The following is a 16,942-nucleotide window of genomic DNA, read 5'->3' on the forward strand; positions in this document are numbered from 1 at the left end:
AGTTGGTCGCCTTTCGCTCCGCGAAAGTTGCTGAAGACACTGGGCTACTTTCGCGGAGCGAAAGGCGACTCTGGGCTACTTTCGCGGAGCGAAAGGCGACTCTGGGCTACTTTCGCGGAGCGAAAGGCGACACTATGCTTACCGACTGTTGCGGATGACCCACCACAGCTGCTTGAGGGCTGCGTCGTCGTCGCCGGTACTCTCGCGCAGCTCCGCAGCGGCTTTCAGCTGTCGGCCGCTGGGTTTCCAGTATCCGGCGGCGTAGTACAGATGCCGTGCCTGTTGCTCGAAGTCCTCGATCGCTCCGAGCCACTGGGCGGGCAGCGGTGCCGCGGCATTGCCGCGTTCGGGGAAGGACGTCCGCAGCCAATTCTCGGTCAACTCCGCTTCGCTGGGGGCCTGCAGCGGAACGAAACTACCGCTGCTGGCCGCCGGCTGGGCCAAAGCGGGAACGCTTTCGATGGTTCCACGGCCATTCCACCGCGAGACCAAATCCAGCAGCGATCCGAACCGCAGCTTCACCGGTTGGGGCTGGTATCCTGCAAAGGTTCGATGCAGAAAATCGGCTCGGGCCAGTTGCTGGTCCGAAGCAAACGCGGCCTCGTCGCTGAGCGGTTCCAGGACGGCCGCGCGATGCATTGGCGGCGCCGTCAGAACCCAAGCGGTCAGTCGGGCCAAGTCGAAATCGTGAGCCCGCGTTTGCGCCGCCAGGTAATCTCGCAACTGAACCAGATGCTCTTCGTGCGGCGGCGCTTCCGGATCGGCTGTCGAACCGGTCAGGGGCCGGCCGTAGACCGCGTTCCAAACCCGATTGACCAGGGCCTTGGCCAAGCGCGGATTGTCTCGCCACTGGGCGACCAGCGTCTGCAGATCCTTCAACACGCGGCCCGCCGGTTCTTCGCCGGTCGGGGCCGAGACCTGCAGGTCCAGCCACTGAGGCGGCACGCCCGGCAATGCGACTCGCTGGCGACCGTCGGGCAGTTCGAAGAATTGGCCCTTTTGCCGTTCACTCTCCGAGACAGCTTGCACCAGCGGTTCGCCCGATTGGCTGCGGGAGTATCGCAGGCCGTTCTGGAACACGGCAGCCAAGCCCCAAAAATCCTGTTGGCGAATCTGGCTGTCCAAGGGATCATCGTGACAGCGGGCGCAGGCCAGGTCCAAATCCAACACGGCGTGCCCGATTTGCTGGGTGACCGGCACGCTGCGCTCTCCGGCCAAACTGGTCAGCCAGATCGCCGAAGCGCGCTGGACCCGCTGGTCGGTCCCGCCGACGACCAATTGCTGGGCCGCAACGTCAAAGCGCTGCTGACCGGAATACGTCTGCGCAATGAAACCGCTGAGCACCTGTTGTCGTTCGGCCGGCAGGCGTCGCCAAGCCGAACCGAGCAGCTGGGCCAACAGGCGTTCCGCGGCCGACTCACTGGCCGCGCGGCCTCGCAACACCTCTGCCAGAGCCGCCGGATCGCTGGCCGATGAAGGCGAAACGTCGGTCCCTACCCAGCGGCTAATACGCTGGGCGACCTCGTCCTGCGAGACCTCTGCGGTGGGTTCGACGCCCAGCTGTTTCCAAGCCTGTTCGAAGCGGCGGTTCAGCTCCGCGGCGATTTGCTGCGCATCGTGGGGCGGCACCCGCGGCGCCCGTTCGAAATCGACGACCGCTTGCTCGGAAGCCACGCGAGCGGCCGGCGCAAACGGCGTTTCCTGCATGGGCAGTTGCCGTGAACGCGGCGCGGGCTGCGCCGCAGCGTCTTCAGCGGCAGCGGCCAAACCGGACGGATCCGGCTGGGCGTCGGCATCCGCTTGGGCAACTCGTGGTGCGGTCTCGGGCGAGTTCGCTCCCGGGCTCTGACCGTTCGGATTCTGCTCATCCGGATTTTGAGCAATTGGGCTCTGCTCATCCGGGCTCTGACCGTTCGGGCTCTGACCGTTCGGGCTCTGACCGTTCGGGCTCTGGGCCACCGGGTGCGGACGCTCCGGATCGGCTTGGGGCTGCAGCGTGAGCAGGGCCAGCAGCACCGCAGCGACGGCCACGATCAATGCGGCCGCGGCGGCCAGGGGCGTCTTGCGGGTGCCCAGCGGGTTCGGCGAGAGGACTTCGCAGTCGGCCGGCTTCGCCGGGTCGGCCGACGAATCGGACAGCCGATGCAGGATCTGTTCCGACAGATCCGGCGGCGACGCCCCGCCGAGGGCTTCGGTTAAAAACGCCCGCAGGGCCGCATCCTCGGCGGACGACGGATTCACTGGGCGTTCAGTTTTTTTGTCACGCATGTTCTTAACTGTTGTTTTGCACGCTGCATCAGATTCCGTGCACCGTGTTCGGTAATGCCCAACTGTTCGCCGATCTCGGCTCGGCTGGCCTCGCTGCGATAACGCAACCGCAGTGCCAACCGAGCTCGTTCGGTCAACGTCTGCAAACAGTCGCGGAGCGCGTCGACCGCCTCGTCGCCGGTCAGATCTGCCCCGGCCCAGCGTTGCCAGACGACATCGATCGTTTCGACCGTCTCGACTTGCCGGATCTTGCCCCCGCGCCGGTGCATCGAAATCATAAGATTATGAGCCGTGCGCCGCAGGTAGGCTGCCGTCGCCGCGTCGCTGTGTTGGACGAACGCGTCGTGGCGAAGGACTTTCAAAAACGTTTCTTGAGTCAGGTCGTCGGCGGTTGCCGGGTCGCATCCCAGGACGCGCAGGTACCGCCACACCCCGGCTTGGTGGCGTTGCACCAGTTCGGCCGGAGTCCGTTCAACCCGTTCGCTGATCTTTGGTTGTTCGCGTTGTCCTGCGATCGTCGTCGGATCCTAGGCAATTAATTCCCGAATCACCTTACCGCCCGCGGCGATCTTCATCGGCCGTCCATTCTTCGACGTGTACGTCGTTTCCAGGGAGATCCCCAGGCCCCTGCAGACGGTCGCCATCAGGTCTTCGGAACTGTACGGTTCGGTTTCCACAGCCAAACCATCGCTGCTGGTTTCGCCCACGGCAAGCCCACCTTTGAGGCCCGCGCCGCCCACCACGCAGCTCCACGATCGAGCCCAGTGGTCGCGGCCCGCGCCGGCGTTGATTCGCGGTGTGCGTCCGAACTCGCCCATCCAGATGATCGCCGTGTTTTCCAACAAACCGCGTTGTTCGAGGTCCGCCGTCAGGGCGGCCATGGCTTTGTCCAGCTGTGGCAATTTCGTATCGGCCAGGGTCGGGAAGATCCCGGCGTGGTTGTCCCAGCCACCCAGATCCACCTCGATGAAGGGCACCTGCGCCTCGACCAGTCGACGTGCCAACAGGCATCCTTGGCCGAAGTTGTTGGTGCCATACATCTCCTTTATTTCCTCCGGTTCCTTATCGACCTTGAAGGCCTCCATCTGCTCGCTAGTCATCAGGTCCAGCGTCTTTTTGAGGACCTTCTGATGTTCGCTGGCCGCCGAGCCGCGGGTGCGATTAATAAATCCCGACTCGATCACGTCCAGGGCCGCCATGCGTTGCAACAACCGTCGTTCTTCGAGGTTCATCTGCAGGTTGCGGATCCGCCCGTTGCTGGTCACCGAAAACGGCGCCCAGGCCATGCCCAAGAACCCCGGCCCGGTGCTGGCGCCGCCGATCGATACGAAGGGCGGAATCGCCAGGTCCTGGCGTTGTTCGAACAATTCGTGGGCGATCACGCTGCCGTAGCCGGGATGTTCGATGTTGGGGTTGGGAACAAAGCCGGTGTGCATGTAGTAGCGACCGCGGTTGTGGTCGGCTTCCCGCGTGCTCATCGAGCGGACGATCGACAGATTGTGCATCTGCTTGGCCGTCTCGGGCATGTGCTCGCAGATCTGCATGTCGCCACTGGTACTGATCGGCCGGAACGGGCCACTGGTGGCCGCACCGGGTTTGAGATCCCAGATATCGATCGTCGAAGGGCCCCCGCCCATCCACAACAAAATGGCAGACTTTTGATTCTTCCGCATCTCCTCGGCTTGCACCCGAATGCTTTGGCCCATCATCGCCGCGGTGCCGGCCATGGCCGAAGCCCCGGCCAGGTGTTTGACGAAGTGGCGGCGAGACATTCCGGTGGGCGTCGCCCAGGGGAGTGGATTGCGATTGAACATATTGGGAAGGCTCCTTGGCCGAAGCATGTGCGGAAAACTCGAGGGGACGATAGATCAAGGTGTCGTAACGGGCGTCGCGGGACGTCCCTTTAGTAAAAACGCGTCAATGCTGCATGATGAACTCATTGCTATTGAGCAACGCCCACCAGATATCCTGCAGCATCGCCGCTTCGTCGCCTCCGCGAGCGGCCAGCAGTTTGGTGGCCATGGTCTGTTCCATGCGCGTCGGTCGCCGCGCTACTCCGGCCATGAACACCGCGTCCAGCTTGGCTCGCAAGCGGGTGTCGTCGTCGACGATCTCTCCCAGAAACGACCCTTTGTCCGTCGCCGTGGCCTGCTTGATCAGGTCGCCGTTGAACATCATCAACGCCTGCGGAATGGAGCCATTAAAGGTGGTCGCCTCGTCGCCCTCATCGGTCCCAAAGGCGACGACGAACTGCGACAACCACTTTCGCCGCTCCTGTTCCTGTTTCTCATACGAACCGGCCGCCCCCGCCCCGGTGGCCGCAACCAGCGATTGATACAACTGTTCGGCTTGCATCTGCCGCAGATAGAAATGCGAGAACTTGGGCATCTCGCCCAGCGTCGGATCGTCGATTTCGTTGGCCGTGGTGATCTGGGCACTCAACTGATACGGCTTGCTCAACGTGATCCATTCGATCAGCGTCTTGGGGTCGTAGCTGTGCTGGCGGATCTGCTGCCCCAGATACTCCAACAACTCCGGATGCGACGCCGGGTTGTGGGGCCCGAGGTCGTCGACCGGCTTGGTGAAGCCATAGCCCAGGAAGTGGGCCCACATCCGATTGGCGTACATCTTATCCATGAACTCGCTGCCGGTGATCAGCCGCGCCAGTTCTTCTCGGCGATTGGAGTCGCTGACAAAACCGCTGCGGCCGATTTCCTGACCATCGACGAAGACCGGATAGGCGACTTTGGTAAGCCCATTACGGAGCTCGTAGAAGATCATCGCATCTTCGGGATCTCCACCTTCGCCGGCGGTATCTTCGTTGACCAGTTCGGCATGGTCGATGTCCCGGGTCCCATCGACGAAGCGGCGCAGGGCACGCGTCTGCCGGAAGAACGCGTTGAACTCCCAGAACTTCTGCTGCTTCCACTGGTTGAAGGGGTGGTTGTGGCACTGGGTGCACTGGACCTGTTGACCGAGAAAGATCCGCGACACACTGCTGGTCGCCAGGACGGCGTTTTCGTCGTTGACCTTATCGACCAGGAAGTTGACGGCACCGTTGAAGTTCTCGGTGCCCGGTTTGGTCGCGCCCTCGGCCGCCACCAGCTCGTACACCATTTCGTTGTACGGTTTGTTCATGGCGAAGGAGTCACGAAGGTACTTCTGCATTCCGTCACGACTGGTCAGCGAACGGCGATCGGTCCCGCCACTGCGTCCGATCAGAATGTTCGACCACACGGTCGCCCAGTGCCGCGCGTACTCCTCGGTGTAGCGGTCGTCGTACAGCAGGGTCTGGACCAGTTGCTGGCGTTTGTTGCGGTCGCGTGTGGAGGTGAATTCGGCCAGCTCTTCCAGCGTGGGGATGCGGCCGATGATGTCCAGATAAACCCTTCTGCACCACTTGGCGTCATCGACCACCCCGGAAGGGCGAATCTCATAATCCGCCCAGTTCTGTTCGATCAGTTTGTTGATCGTCGCCACCTGCTCGGCGGCGCTGGAACTCTGGGCATGGGCCGCTCCGCTCACAAACACGGTGCTCAGACCGCTCAGCAAGACGAGAAGCAATACGGGTCGAATCATACGACCAAACCTTCGGAGAAATATGGAAGAGAAGTGGACCGGCGGGGTTTTCCCCGCTGTGGCGAGGTTCCCGCGACCGGTTCCCAACTCGCCAACACTGATAAAACGTCGTCTGCCAGCAAACGTACCCAGCGGCGCGGGCGTCCCCCCCACCGCCGAGGCGTAACTGCCGATTTTGAAAAGACTTAGCGCCTCTATGATAACTCGGGCAGAAAACGGCCGCAAATCCTTTTTCCCGGCTTCCCCGTCCTACGCTATCGCGACGTAATCTGTTAAATTTTGCGGCAATTTGCACCAGCCTGTTGTGGGCTGAGTTCCGCCCCCTCCGCCGCAAAAGAAAAAGAACCGCCGTGCCTCGTCGAAACGACATTAAGAAAATCCTGCTGATTGGTAGTGGCCCGATTGTCATTGGGCAGGCCTGCGAATTCGATTACTCCGGCACCCAGGCCTGCAAGGCGCTCCGTGAAGAGGGCTACGAGGTGGTGTTGGTCAACAGCAACCCGGCCACGATCATGACCGATCCGGACATGGCCGACGCCACCTATATCGAGCCGCTGACCTGGCAGATGATCGAAAAGGTGATCGCCAAGGAACGCCCCGATGCGCTGCTGCCCACCCTGGGCGGTCAGACCGGCCTGAACGCGGCGATGGACCTGCAAGAACACGGTGTGCTGGAGAAGTACGGCGTGGAAATGATCGGCGCCCGGGCCGACGTGATCGCCAAAGCCGAAGAACGGGACCAGTTCAAAGCGGCGATGGAAAAGATCGGCCTGGATGTCTGCGTCGGCGAAACGGTCAACTCTCTGGAAGAAGCCCGCCAGGTGCTCGACAGGGTCGGCCTGCCCTGCGTCGTCCGCCCCAGTTTTACGATGGGTGGCAGCGGTTCGGCCATCGCCTACAACCGCGACGACTTCGATGCCCTGGTGCAAAACGGCCTGGACCAAAGCCCGGTCACCGAAGTGTTGGTCGAAGAATCCATCATCGGCTGGAAAGAGTACGAGATGGAGGTGATGCGCGACGTGGACGACAACGTGGTGATCATCTGCAGCATCGAAAACTTCGATGCCATGGGGGTCCACACCGGCGACTCGATCACCGTCGCTCCGGCACAGACCCTGACGGACAAAGAATACCAGCGGATGCGGGATGCTTCGCTGGCGGTGATTCGCGAGATCGGCGTGGAGACCGGCGGATCGAACATCCAGTTCGCCGTGCATCCGGACACCGGCCGCATGATCGTCATCGAAATGAACCCGCGGGTTTCGCGGTCCTCGGCCCTGGCCAGCAAGGCCACCGGGTTTCCGATCGCCAAGATCGCCGCCAAATTGGCCGTGGGGTACCGCCTGTGGGAGCTGCCCAACGACATCACGCAAAAAACCAAGGCTTGCTTCGAACCGACGATCGACTACGTCGTCACCAAGATCCCGCGGTTCGCGTTTGAGAAATTCCCCGAAGCCGACGCGACGCTGACGACGCAGATGAAAAGCGTCGGCGAAACGATGGCCATCGGCCGCTCGTTCAAAGAATCGCTGCAGAAAGCGCTCCGCGGACTGGAAGTCGGGGCGTTCGGACTGGGCTGCGACACCAAGGATCGCTGGGGGACCGAAAACCAACCCGACGACGACGAGATCCGCGCCCGGCTGAGCACCCCCGGCGACGGCCGCATTTTCTACATCCGCTATGCCTTCAAAGCCGGCTACAGCGTCGACCAGATTCACGAAATCACGCACATCGATCCCTGGTTCCTGGACCACATCGCCCAGATCATCGAACAGGAAGATCGCCTGGCGGCCCTGGACAAACTGGAAGACGTGACCGAGGACATGATGCGAGAAACCAAGCGCATGGGTTTCTCCGACCGCCAACTGGCGCACCTGTTCGGCAAGACCGAAATGCAGGTTCGCGCCTACCGTAAAGACCTGGGTGTGACGCCGGTGTACAAGAGCGTCGACACCTGCGCCGCGGAATTCGAAGCCTACACGCCCTACTACTACAGCACCTACGAACAAGAAGACGAACTGCCGCTCGAGGGCGACCAACAACGGGTCATGATCCTCGGCGGTGGCCCCAACCGAATCGGCCAGGGCATCGAGTTCGATTACTGCTGCTGCCACGCCAGCTTTGCCCTTCGCGAGATCGGCTACCAGAGCGTGATGGTCAACAGCAACCCCGAGACGGTCAGCACCGACTACGACACCAGCGACATGCTGTTCTTCGAACCGCTGACGATCGAGGACGTGCTGAACATCCACGACGCGATCGCTCCCGAGGGCGTGATCGCCCAGTTCGGCGGCCAGACCCCTCTGAACCTGGCACGCGGCCTGAGCGATGCGGGCGTGCCGATCGTGGGCACCTCGGTCGATACGATCGAAGCGGCGGAAGACCGCGAACTGTTCCAGGCCTTGATCAACGAACTGGATCTGAAACAACCGCCCTCGGGCATCGCCCGCACGATGGACGAAGCCCGTCGCGAACTGGCCGAGATCGGCTTTCCGGCGCTGGTTCGCCCCAGTTTCGTGCTCGGTGGCCGAGCGATGGAGATCTGTTACGACAAGGCGCAGTTCGATCGCTATGTGGCCGAAGCCTTTGCCGTGGCCGAAGGCCAACCCGTCCTGATCGACCGCTTTCTGGAAGACGCCACGGAAGTGGACGTGGACGCGGTCTGTGACGGCCAGGATTGCATCATCATGGGCATCATGGAGCACATCGAAGAAGCCGGCGTTCATTCCGGCGACTCGGCCTGTGCGATCCCGCCGTTTAATCTGCCTCAGCACGTCCTGGGGGAGATTCGCGAAGCCACCAAGAAACTGGCCCACAAAATGAACGTCGTGGGCCTGATGAACATCCAGTTCGCCGTCAAGATGGAAGACGGCAAGCCCGTGGTTTACATCCTGGAAGTCAACCCGCGAGCCAGCCGAACCGTCCCGTTCGTCGCCAAGGCCACCGGCGCCCGCGTCGCCGGAATCGCCACCAAGGTGATGATGGGCAAGACCCTCAAGGAACTGGGCGTGGACCGCGAACCGATCCCGCGTCACGTCGCGATCAAAGAAGCCGTGTTCCCGTTCCGCAAGTTCGCCGGCGTGGACATCGTGCTGGGCCCCGAGATGCGGAGCACCGGCGAAGTGATGGGCGTCAGCGAAAAGTTCTCGCTGGCCTTCGCCAAAAGCCAGATCGCGGCCAACACCGTCCTGCCCGAATCCGGCAACATCTTTCTCAGCCTCTCGGCGCCGCACAAACACGCCGCCGTGGAACTCGGCCGGGCGCTAACCGGCCTGGGCTTCCGCTTGTTGGCCACCGTCGGCACGGCTGCGCAACTGACCGAAGCCGGCGTGGAAGTCCGGCGCGTCAAGAAGATCGCCGAGGGCAAACCCAACCTGATCGACTACCTGAAGAACGGCGACGTCCAGCTGATCCTAAACACACCCAGCGGCAAAGGCGCTCGGACCGATGAAGGCAAGATCCGGGCGGCCGCGGTCCAGTACGGCGTTCCCTGCATCACGACCCTGGCTGCCGCCGATGCGGCTATCCGGGCGATGGAAGCCCTCAAAGCCGGTGAAATGGACGTGCTGTCGCTGCAGGATCGCTACAAAGAGTAGCCGCGAGAGCGCTGGCGATTGCGAAAGACGCTCGGCCGCGCAGCGACCATCGCCGAAGCAATCATGGAACGACGAACCGCCGTTTTGACGCCAGCGACGGCGGGTACACCCAAGCGGGGCGATCGCTCAAACGGTTCAATGCCGACAACCGGGGCGATCGCCCTAACGGCTCAAGTTTACTCGGCGTCGGGCAACGCGATCTCGGGCACTTCGAAGACGCGGTCCAGGCGAGTCACCGAGAGGACTTCGCGGACCTGAGGCTGGACATCCGACAGCTCCACCTCCAGGCCCTGACCACGAGCTCGCGTACGGAAGCCGATTAATTCATTCAAACCGGCGCTGCCGATCCGTTCGACTTGCTTCAAATCGATCCGTACCGCTCGGACGCTCGATCCCTGCTCTCGCAGAGCGGTAGTCAGACTTTCGCGGATCTGTCCGGCCACTTTCCAGCTGACGATCTGCGAATCCTGGAGTTCTGCAACCAACTGGCTGCCCTTGGTTTTGTAACGCACTCGGTCCGAGCTGGCTGACATCGCAGTATTACCGATAAAAGTTCTCAGACCGCCCGAACAACCGGGCCGCCCGAGCCACAGGAGTGTGCTAGCATCCGAATGAAGTTTTGAGACTACTGCATAGTATCGGCAAAGGCAAGCGAATCGCCTACCTGCAGCGAAGAGCCGGCTACAACGGGGGCATCACCCCCACTAACACAGCGATTACGGCGACTTGGTTAGCGACCGGCCGGCCGCGTCCCGCGACTGGGTGCTGCGTCAAGGTTTAAGCCTGGGGCCGGGCCGTAGCTGCACGACTTGTCGATTTGTTCGAAAACGCATGACTTATGTGAGCCGTTTGGGCGAACGCCCCGGTCTTGCGGTGACGAAACCGAGGCTATCGCCAAAACGGCTCAATAAATCGACAGACCGTGCAGTCGCCCGGTTTTGGACCGCTTCGCCGCCCGGATCCTAAGCACGTCGGCATGAATCTATCGGTGCAACCCCGCGACAACACCCTCCCGCGCAGCGGGAGGGTCGGGCTCTTAGGCCCGGGAAGGGCCCTACGAAAACCCTCTCCGGGCCTAAGAGCCCGACTCTCCCAGTGGGAGAGTAAAGTCGAATGAAATGTTGCGACGTGCTTATCTCTGGTGAGATCGGCTACGCCTTTCAAGAAAACCTGGCCGCCCCACTAACCGCGAATCCCCAGCAGGTATTCGGCGTTGTTTTGGGTCTTGGCCAGACCGCTGGTCAACTGCTCCATGGCATCGGCCGCGGTCAGATCGGCCAGTTCGCGCCGCAACAGATTGATCCGCCGGTACTCTTCGGGATCCAACAGCATCTCTTCGCGCCGGGTGCCGCTGCGATGCATCTCGATGGCGGGCCAAACGCGTCGATCCACGATGGATCGGTCCAGGACGATTTCCAGGTTTCCGGTGCCTTTGAACTCTTCAAAGATCACGTCGTCCATGCGGCTGCCGGTGTCGACCAGGGCAGTCGCCAGGATGGTCAAGGACCCGCCCTCTTCGACCTTGCGAGCCGATCCGAACAGGGCCTTGGGTTTTTGCAGCGCTGCACTGTCCAGACCGCCGGACATCAGCTTGCCGTTGTTGTCGCCGTCGCTGTTGTGCGCTCGCGCGAGACGCGTGATCGAGTCCAGAAAGATGACGACATCGGTGCCGTATTCGACCATCCGCTTGGCTTTCTCGATCACCATCTGGGCGACCTGAATGTGCCGCTGGGCCGGTTCATCGAACGTACTGCTGACCACTTCGCACTGCGGCCCGCGGACCTCGCGCTCCATATCGGTGACCTCTTCGGGCCGCTCGTCGATCAGCAGAATAAAAACGTAGGCGTCGGGATAGTTCTTCAGGACCGCGCGAGCCATCTTTTGCATCAACACCGTCTTGCCAGCCCGAGGCGGACTGACGATCAAGCCGCGTTGGCCGAAGCCGATGGGGGTCAGCAGATCAACGACCCGCGTGCTCATCTCCTTGGGATCGTGCTCGACGATGATTCGCGTATCGGGATGCAGCGGTGTCAGGTCTTCGAACGACCGCTGCTGCTTGCGCTGCATCGGATCCTGGTGGTTGATCGCCTCGATTCGCAGCAGGGCGAAATAGCGTTCGTTCTCCTTGGGCGGACGGATCTGGCCGGCGACGTTGCTGCCGGTCTGCAAACCAAAGCGACGGATCTGGCTGGGCGAGACGTAGATATCGTCGGGACAGCTGACGTAGTGGTACTGCGGACTGCGGAGGAACCCGAAGCCGTCGGGAAGGATTTCCAGCGTTCCCTCGCCGTACATCAACCCGTTGCGTTTCATGTGATCTTTGAGGATCGCAAAGACCAGTTCGGTGCGTCGCAGCGCGGCGGCCTTTTCGATGTCGGCGGCCCGGGCCATGGCCAACAGCTCTTCGTCGGTCTTCTTTTGCAACGTCGAGACGTTGATCGGCTCGTCCGTGGTGGTCTCCTGCTGGGCCGGAATCCCGACGCGCTGCCCGGCCCGGTTGGCCTCGTCGACAATCTCCTCCGGCAACGACAGCGGATCGCGTTCGGCGTCCAATTCGCGGATACGCTGATCCACCTCGGCATCGGGGTGGCGAGGGCGGCGGCTGGAAGCATGATCGGCGGAGGAAGCACGGTTGGCAGCATCCGCACCGCGTCGCGGCCGATCACTGCGAAAGCGTGAATTTCGATTGTTTGGCATAGCCACGGTCCATAACGGTCAACAGCGGGGCCTGTCGACCAATTCGCCAGGCGGCGAACACAGGAGAAAGGGAAAAGGGATGACCGTCAGGTCACGAGCATCGGAAGGAGGAGTTCAGCGATTCGGTGGTGCGGGTTGGATCCTCGGTGCAGTGGCGGGTGCGGGTGGGGCGGCCGGTCCGGTACAGTGGGCTCGATCGGCATCCGACGCCGGCACCGCTGCCGCGCCGTCGACCAACTGGTCCCATAACCGCCGAACCTTCTCCTGCAGGGCGGTCAGATCGCTGTCGTTGATAATGACGTGGGTGCTGCGACGTTTCTTCTCTGCCAGCGACAACTGGCGTCCTTCGCGGCGGTCCAACTCCTCGTCGGTCCAACCCCGCTGGGAAATCCACTGACGCCGTCTCTGCAGTGGCGTGTCCAAACACCAAACACAGTCACACCACAAATCCCAGCCCGATTCAAATAATAGCGGAACGTCCAACAACGCCGCGATCGCGTGGTTCTCGGCCGCGTCGAACAGTCGTTCCTGCAAGAGAAGACGGGTAGGCGGGTGAATTATCGCCTCAAGATATTCTAGCCGTTCGCGGCTGACAGGGTCAGCCCCGAAGACCTGGCTGGCCAGCCAGCGGCGGTCGACCTGACCATCGGCCAGGACCTGCGGCCCGAAATGCTCCTGCAACCGCCGCTGAATCGCGGTCTGCTGGAGCACCTGGTGCGCCAGACGGTCAGCGTCGAACCATTGCGCACCCAACCCCATTACCTGCCGAGCAACGGTAGATTTCCCGCCTGCCGGGGGGCCGACGATCCCGATTACGATCATGCCACGCCCATCCTGTGCTGGCGTTTTCCGCGGCCGGCTGCGGCCCGCGACAGCTCGCTCGAGCGGCAACGCGGCCCGGCGATTTTTTTTGATATTTTTTAGACACTTGGCTCCCCGCCGCGGCAGCGAGCCTTCCCGAGGCTTCATTATCGGCAGCCCCCTGGTGGCGGGCAAGCACAGATCCGCGGGCCGATCAGCGGGCCGAAATCCGCCGGACGAACTTAAAATCCGCCGGACGAACCGAATGATCCGGCGGACGCACCCCAGCGTCCGCCGGACGCGCCGCACGGTTTTTCGCGAACTCCGCCGAGAATTCTGGCCGCCCCACCTTGAGCCCGGCGGGGGCCCACGGCTATATTGCCGGGCTGCAATTTCTGCGAACCGCATCGATCGTTCTGCAGCTCCGCATGAACCGGCGACTTCGCCTTGGACAGTTCATCAGAAACTAGACACCCAGTTAAATAGTTATGTACGCGATTATTGTGGACGGTGGCCGCCAGTATAAGGTTCAACCTGGCGAAGAATTGGATATCGACTATCGCGACATTGCCCAGGGCGAAAGCGTGGAGTTCCCGACCGTCTTGGCGGTCTCGAACGATTCCGGTTTGACGCTTGGCACGCCCACGGTCGACGGAGCCAGCGTGACCGCTTCGGTGCTCGGTCCCAAGCAGGGCAAGAAGATCTACGTGCAAAAGTTCCGCCGCCGCAAGCATTCCAAAAAACGCACCGGCCATCGCCAACTGCACACCCGCGTGCGGATTGAGTCGATCAGCGGCGTTTGAGATGCCAGCGACGAAGCTGGATGATTTTCAGCTGTTGTCGCCCATTGGTGTCGGCACCGTCGGCACTATCTATGCCGCTCGAGATCGCCGGCCGGACCGTGCCGAAAGCCCGCCGCTGGCGATCAAAGTGCTGCACGAGCACTGTGCGCAAAACCCGTTGATTCGCGCGCGTTTCAAACGCGAGATCGAACTGCTGCGGAGGATGCGGCATCCCAACATCATCGCCTCGTTCGGGGGCGGAGAATCCGACGGCACGTTGTTCTGTGTGATGGAACGCGTCGACGGCGGCTCGGTCGGCGACCTGCTTCGGCACCGCGGCGTATTGCCTCCGTTGGCCGTCGCCAGCGTGCTGGGACAAACGGCCTCGGCCCTGCAGTGCGCGCACAATCACGGCGTGGTACATCGCGACCTCAAACCCAATAACCTGTTCCTGACGCTCGATGGACAGGTCAAACTGGGCGACTTTGGGATCGCTCGCGACCTTCGCAGCGCCGACCTCTCTGCCGCCGGAATGACCGTCGGAACGCACGCCTACATGGCGCCCGAACAGATCACCGGCGACCGCTCGTTATCGGGCAAGGCGGACCTGTATTCGTTGGGTTGTTGTGGCTTTGAAATGCTCACCGGTCGCCCGCCGTTTTCAGGGGACAGCGCGGTCGAGGTGTTCGAACAACACCTGCACGCGGCGCCGCCCGGGTTGCTGCAAGCGGTCCCGTCCTGCCCGCCACCGCTGGCGGAAACGATCTCGCAACTGCTGGCCAAACACCCCGATCAACGGCCGTTCAACGCCCGGGCGGTTCAGGGGGCGATGCTGCAGGTCTTGCGCCCGGCGGAATCCTCGGATCCCGCGATCGGCCCCGGCCCCGACCCGGCCATCGCCGGCCGACTCCCCGCGGACGATCCCGGACGGGTACAATTGACGCAGTGCATCGACGATCGCCGGGGAGCCACGACCCGGCGCGAAGTCAGCTGGAAGGTGCTCGCCGCGATCGTGTTGATCATGGTCATTGGCCTTGCCGCCGTCGCACTCTGGACGCGTTGATCTGCCGGTGCTGCCTCGCTGGCCGCTGTCCCGCCGCACCCCGCCTCGCCGTCACCTGCCGTTTCCACTCCGAGGATCCCAACATGAGACCTGCCACGATTGCCCTGACCCTGCTTTCCACCCTGTTTGCCACCTTGTCGGCGGCGCCGCTGCCGGCAGTCGAGTTCGAGGCGCAGGTTATCGACCCGAACCCCGGCAAAGTCGTTTACGCGGTGACCGGTGCCGATATCGATAACGACGGCCGCACCGACCTGGTGGCCGTCACCGAGAATGCCATCTATTGGTATCAGGCTCCGCGGTGGCGAAAACGCACGCTGCTGAGCGGCACGACGCAGGCCGACAACGTGTGCATCGCGCCGCTGGACATCGACCGCAACGGTCATATCGATTTGGCGCTCGGGGCGGGCTGGCCGACCAACGGCGGAACCATCCAGTGGTTGTCGCCGGGCGAGACCATCGACAGCCCTTGGCAGGTGCACGAGATCGCCGCCGAAGCCTGGACCCACCGGATGCGTTGGGGGCGCGTGCTGGGAAGCGACGAACCGCAATTGGTGGTTTCGCCGCTGAACGAGTCAATCCGGGACGGAGTGCGTTTGTTGGCCTTCACGATCCCCGCCGACCCACGCCACGACCGTTGGCGACCGACCGTCCTGGACGCCAGCATGCACCGTCTGCACAACCATCTGTGCATCGACCGCGAAACGGTGGGGCTGCCGCCGGTGGATCCGAATTCGCAAGCGGGCAGCCAGATCACGCTCGCGGCCAGCCAGGAAGGCGTCTCGGCGATCGTGCCGGACCACAAAGACCCGCGGCGGTTCCGCCGGGTGGAACTGCTAGCCGGCGCCGAGGGCCAGGCGGCGAACGAACAAGGCGCCGGCGAAGTCAAAGTCGGTCGCTTTGCCGACGGCCGCCGCTTTATCGCGACCATCGAACCGATGCACGGTACCCACGCCGTGGTCTACGAGATCGGAGAATTTTTCTCTGCCGAAGCACCGCGACGCACCGTCCTGACCGACCAACTCCGCGGCGGTCACGCCCTGTGGTGTGCGGACCTGGACAAGGACGGCAACGACGAAGTCGTGGTCGGTTACCGCCAACCCAATCCCCAGGTCGGTGTGTTGGTGTTCGACCAGCAACCCGATGGATCGTGGCAGGAAACGCGGATCAGTTCGCAGGTGGCCTGCGAGGATTTGGTGGTGGCCGATTTTACCGGCGATGGGTACCTGGACATCCTGGCCGGCGGACGCGCCACCCACAACGTGGTCCTGTTCGTCAACCAGGGACGTTCGCAGTGAGTCAAGACGAAGAACGCGTCAAGCCGCCGGTCGCGACTTCGGGGCCCGCCCACTGCGTGGTCACCGGCGCCTCCAGCGGGATCGGTCGGGCGACGGCCCTGCGGTGCGCGGCGAGCGGCGCCGAGCACGTACTGGTCCACTACCACCGCAACGAATCAGGCGCCCGGCAGACGGCCGCGGACGTCGAGCAAGCGGGAGCTCGCGCGACGGTTGTACAGGCCGATCTGGCAGTCCGGGACGATCGCCGCCGGCTGGTCGACGCCGCTTGGAAGCGGAACTCACGAGTCGACGCCTGGTTCCACATCGCCGGCGCCGATGTCCTGACCGGGGCCGCGGGCGAGTGGACGTTTGAAGAGAAACTCCAGCGGTTGTGGGAGGTCGACGTCCGGGGCACGATCGAGCTGGGCCGGCAAGTCGCCGCAGCCATGCTCGCTCAACCGACCGCACCGTCGCCACCGGCGATGCTGTTCATCGGCTGGGACCAGGCCGAACACGGCATGGAGGGCGACGCGGGCCAGATGTTTGGTCCGATCAAAGCGGCCGTGACGGCCTTCAGCCGTTCGCTTGCCCAAACGCTCGCACCGCGCGTCCGCGTGAACTGCGTCGCACCGGGCTGGATTCAAACCGCCTGGGGCGATTCCGCCACCGACACCTGGCAGCGGCGTGCCCAACGCCAGGCCCTGATGCAGCGATGGGGCAGGGCCGAAGACGTGGCCGCCATGGCCGTTCATCTGTGCAGCCCGCACTCGGACTTTGTCACCGGCCAGACCATCGACGTCAACGGCGGCTGGAATCGCAAACCCGGCGACCTTTAGTGCCGCGTCCCGGCAGGCCCAAAGTCTGGCGGCTTCCGCTACGGCC

At 62.9% G+C, this 16,942-nt stretch carries 13 protein-coding genes; 6 read left to right on the forward strand and 7 right to left on the reverse strand.

Going from position 1 to position 16,942, the window contains the following annotated elements; genetic code table 11:
- Positions 1 to 138: 138 nt before the first annotated feature.
- The 4 genes from GE027_RS01265 to GE027_RS01280 all read right to left on the reverse strand — a co-directional run bounded on the left by GE027_RS01265 (position 139) and on the right by GE027_RS01280 (position 5,847).
- Positions 139 to 2,241, reverse strand: a complete 2,103-nt coding sequence (locus GE027_RS01265) for a DUF1549 domain-containing protein (protein ID WP_153555343.1) — start codon at positions 2,239 to 2,241, stop codon at positions 139 to 141.
- Positions 2,238 to 2,720 carry an RNA polymerase sigma factor gene (locus tag GE027_RS01270; protein WP_237607157.1) on the reverse strand — a complete coding sequence of 161 codons (483 nt, stop codon included), beginning with the start codon at positions 2,718 to 2,720 and terminating at the stop codon, positions 2,238 to 2,240. Before GE027_RS01270 ends, GE027_RS01265 begins: the two co-directional genes overlap by 4 nt.
- 75 nt (positions 2,721 to 2,795) lie before the next feature.
- On the reverse strand, positions 2,796 to 4,040 hold the full coding sequence (locus tag GE027_RS01275) for a DUF1501 domain-containing protein (RefSeq protein ID WP_153555430.1): 1,245 nt from the start codon (positions 4,038 to 4,040) through the stop codon (positions 2,796 to 2,798).
- 145 nt (positions 4,041 to 4,185) lie between these two features.
- A complete protein-coding gene (locus tag GE027_RS01280; RefSeq protein ID WP_153555345.1) occupies positions 4,186 to 5,847 on the reverse strand; it encodes a DUF1549 domain-containing protein in 1,662 nt (553 codons plus the stop codon).
- Positions 5,848 to 6,197: 350 nt separating this feature from the next.
- Here GE027_RS01280 and carB point away from each other — a divergent pair, with 350 nt between their 5' ends.
- Positions 6,198 to 9,443 carry a carbamoyl-phosphate synthase large subunit gene (gene carB, locus GE027_RS01285; RefSeq protein WP_153555346.1) on the forward strand — a complete coding sequence of 1,082 codons (3,246 nt, stop codon included), beginning with the start codon at positions 6,198 to 6,200 and terminating at the stop codon, positions 9,441 to 9,443.
- Positions 9,444 to 9,619: 176 nt separating this feature from the next.
- On the opposite strand, the gene GE027_RS01290 is transcribed toward carB, so the two are convergent.
- The 3 genes from GE027_RS01290 to coaE all read right to left on the reverse strand — a co-directional run bounded on the left by GE027_RS01290 (position 9,620) and on the right by coaE (position 12,899).
- Entirely contained in the window at positions 9,620 to 9,976 is a 357-nt protein-coding gene (locus GE027_RS01290) for an STAS domain-containing protein (RefSeq protein WP_153555347.1), read from the reverse strand.
- A 649-nt stretch (positions 9,977 to 10,625) separates the two neighbouring features.
- A complete protein-coding gene (gene rho / locus GE027_RS01295; RefSeq protein ID WP_153555348.1) occupies positions 10,626 to 12,140 on the reverse strand; it encodes a transcription termination factor Rho in 1,515 nt (504 codons plus the stop codon).
- A 114-nt stretch (positions 12,141 to 12,254) separates the two neighbouring features.
- Positions 12,255 to 12,899: a dephospho-CoA kinase gene (gene coaE / locus GE027_RS22775; protein WP_237607168.1), complete on the reverse strand. Its 645-nt coding sequence runs from the start codon at positions 12,897 to 12,899 to the stop codon at positions 12,255 to 12,257.
- Here coaE and GE027_RS23265 point away from each other — a divergent pair.
- The 5 genes from GE027_RS23265 (at position 12,810) to GE027_RS01320 (ending at position 16,896) form a co-directional block, all read left to right on the forward strand.
- A complete protein-coding gene (locus GE027_RS23265) occupies positions 12,810 to 13,064 on the forward strand; it encodes a hypothetical protein (RefSeq protein WP_237607169.1) in 255 nt (84 codons plus the stop codon). The two genes, coaE and GE027_RS23265, sit on opposite strands and share 90 nt — an antisense overlap.
- Positions 13,065 to 13,429: 365 nt before the next feature.
- The gene (gene rplU / locus GE027_RS01305) at positions 13,430 to 13,744 is read left to right on the forward strand and encodes a 50S ribosomal protein L21 (protein ID WP_153555350.1); all 315 of its coding nucleotides are present in this window, start codon (positions 13,430 to 13,432) and stop codon (positions 13,742 to 13,744) included.
- A gap of 1 nt (position 13,745) precedes the next feature.
- Entirely contained in the window at positions 13,746 to 14,786 is a 1,041-nt protein-coding gene (locus tag GE027_RS01310) for a serine/threonine-protein kinase (protein WP_153555351.1), read from the forward strand.
- A gap of 83 nt (positions 14,787 to 14,869) precedes the next feature.
- Positions 14,870 to 16,081, forward strand: a complete 1,212-nt coding sequence (locus GE027_RS01315) for an FG-GAP repeat domain-containing protein (RefSeq protein WP_153555352.1) — start codon at positions 14,870 to 14,872, stop codon at positions 16,079 to 16,081.
- Positions 16,078 to 16,896 carry an SDR family NAD(P)-dependent oxidoreductase gene (locus tag GE027_RS01320; protein WP_202617293.1) on the forward strand — a complete coding sequence of 273 codons (819 nt, stop codon included), beginning with the start codon at positions 16,078 to 16,080 and terminating at the stop codon, positions 16,894 to 16,896. The genes GE027_RS01315 and GE027_RS01320 overlap by 4 nt, the downstream gene beginning before the upstream one ends.
- The last annotated feature ends 46 nt before the right edge of the window (positions 16,897 to 16,942 follow it).

The sequence above is a fragment of the Roseimaritima sediminicola genome (assembly GCF_009618275.1).
Taxonomy (GTDB): Bacteria; Planctomycetota; Planctomycetia; order Pirellulales; family Pirellulaceae; genus Roseimaritima; species Roseimaritima sediminicola.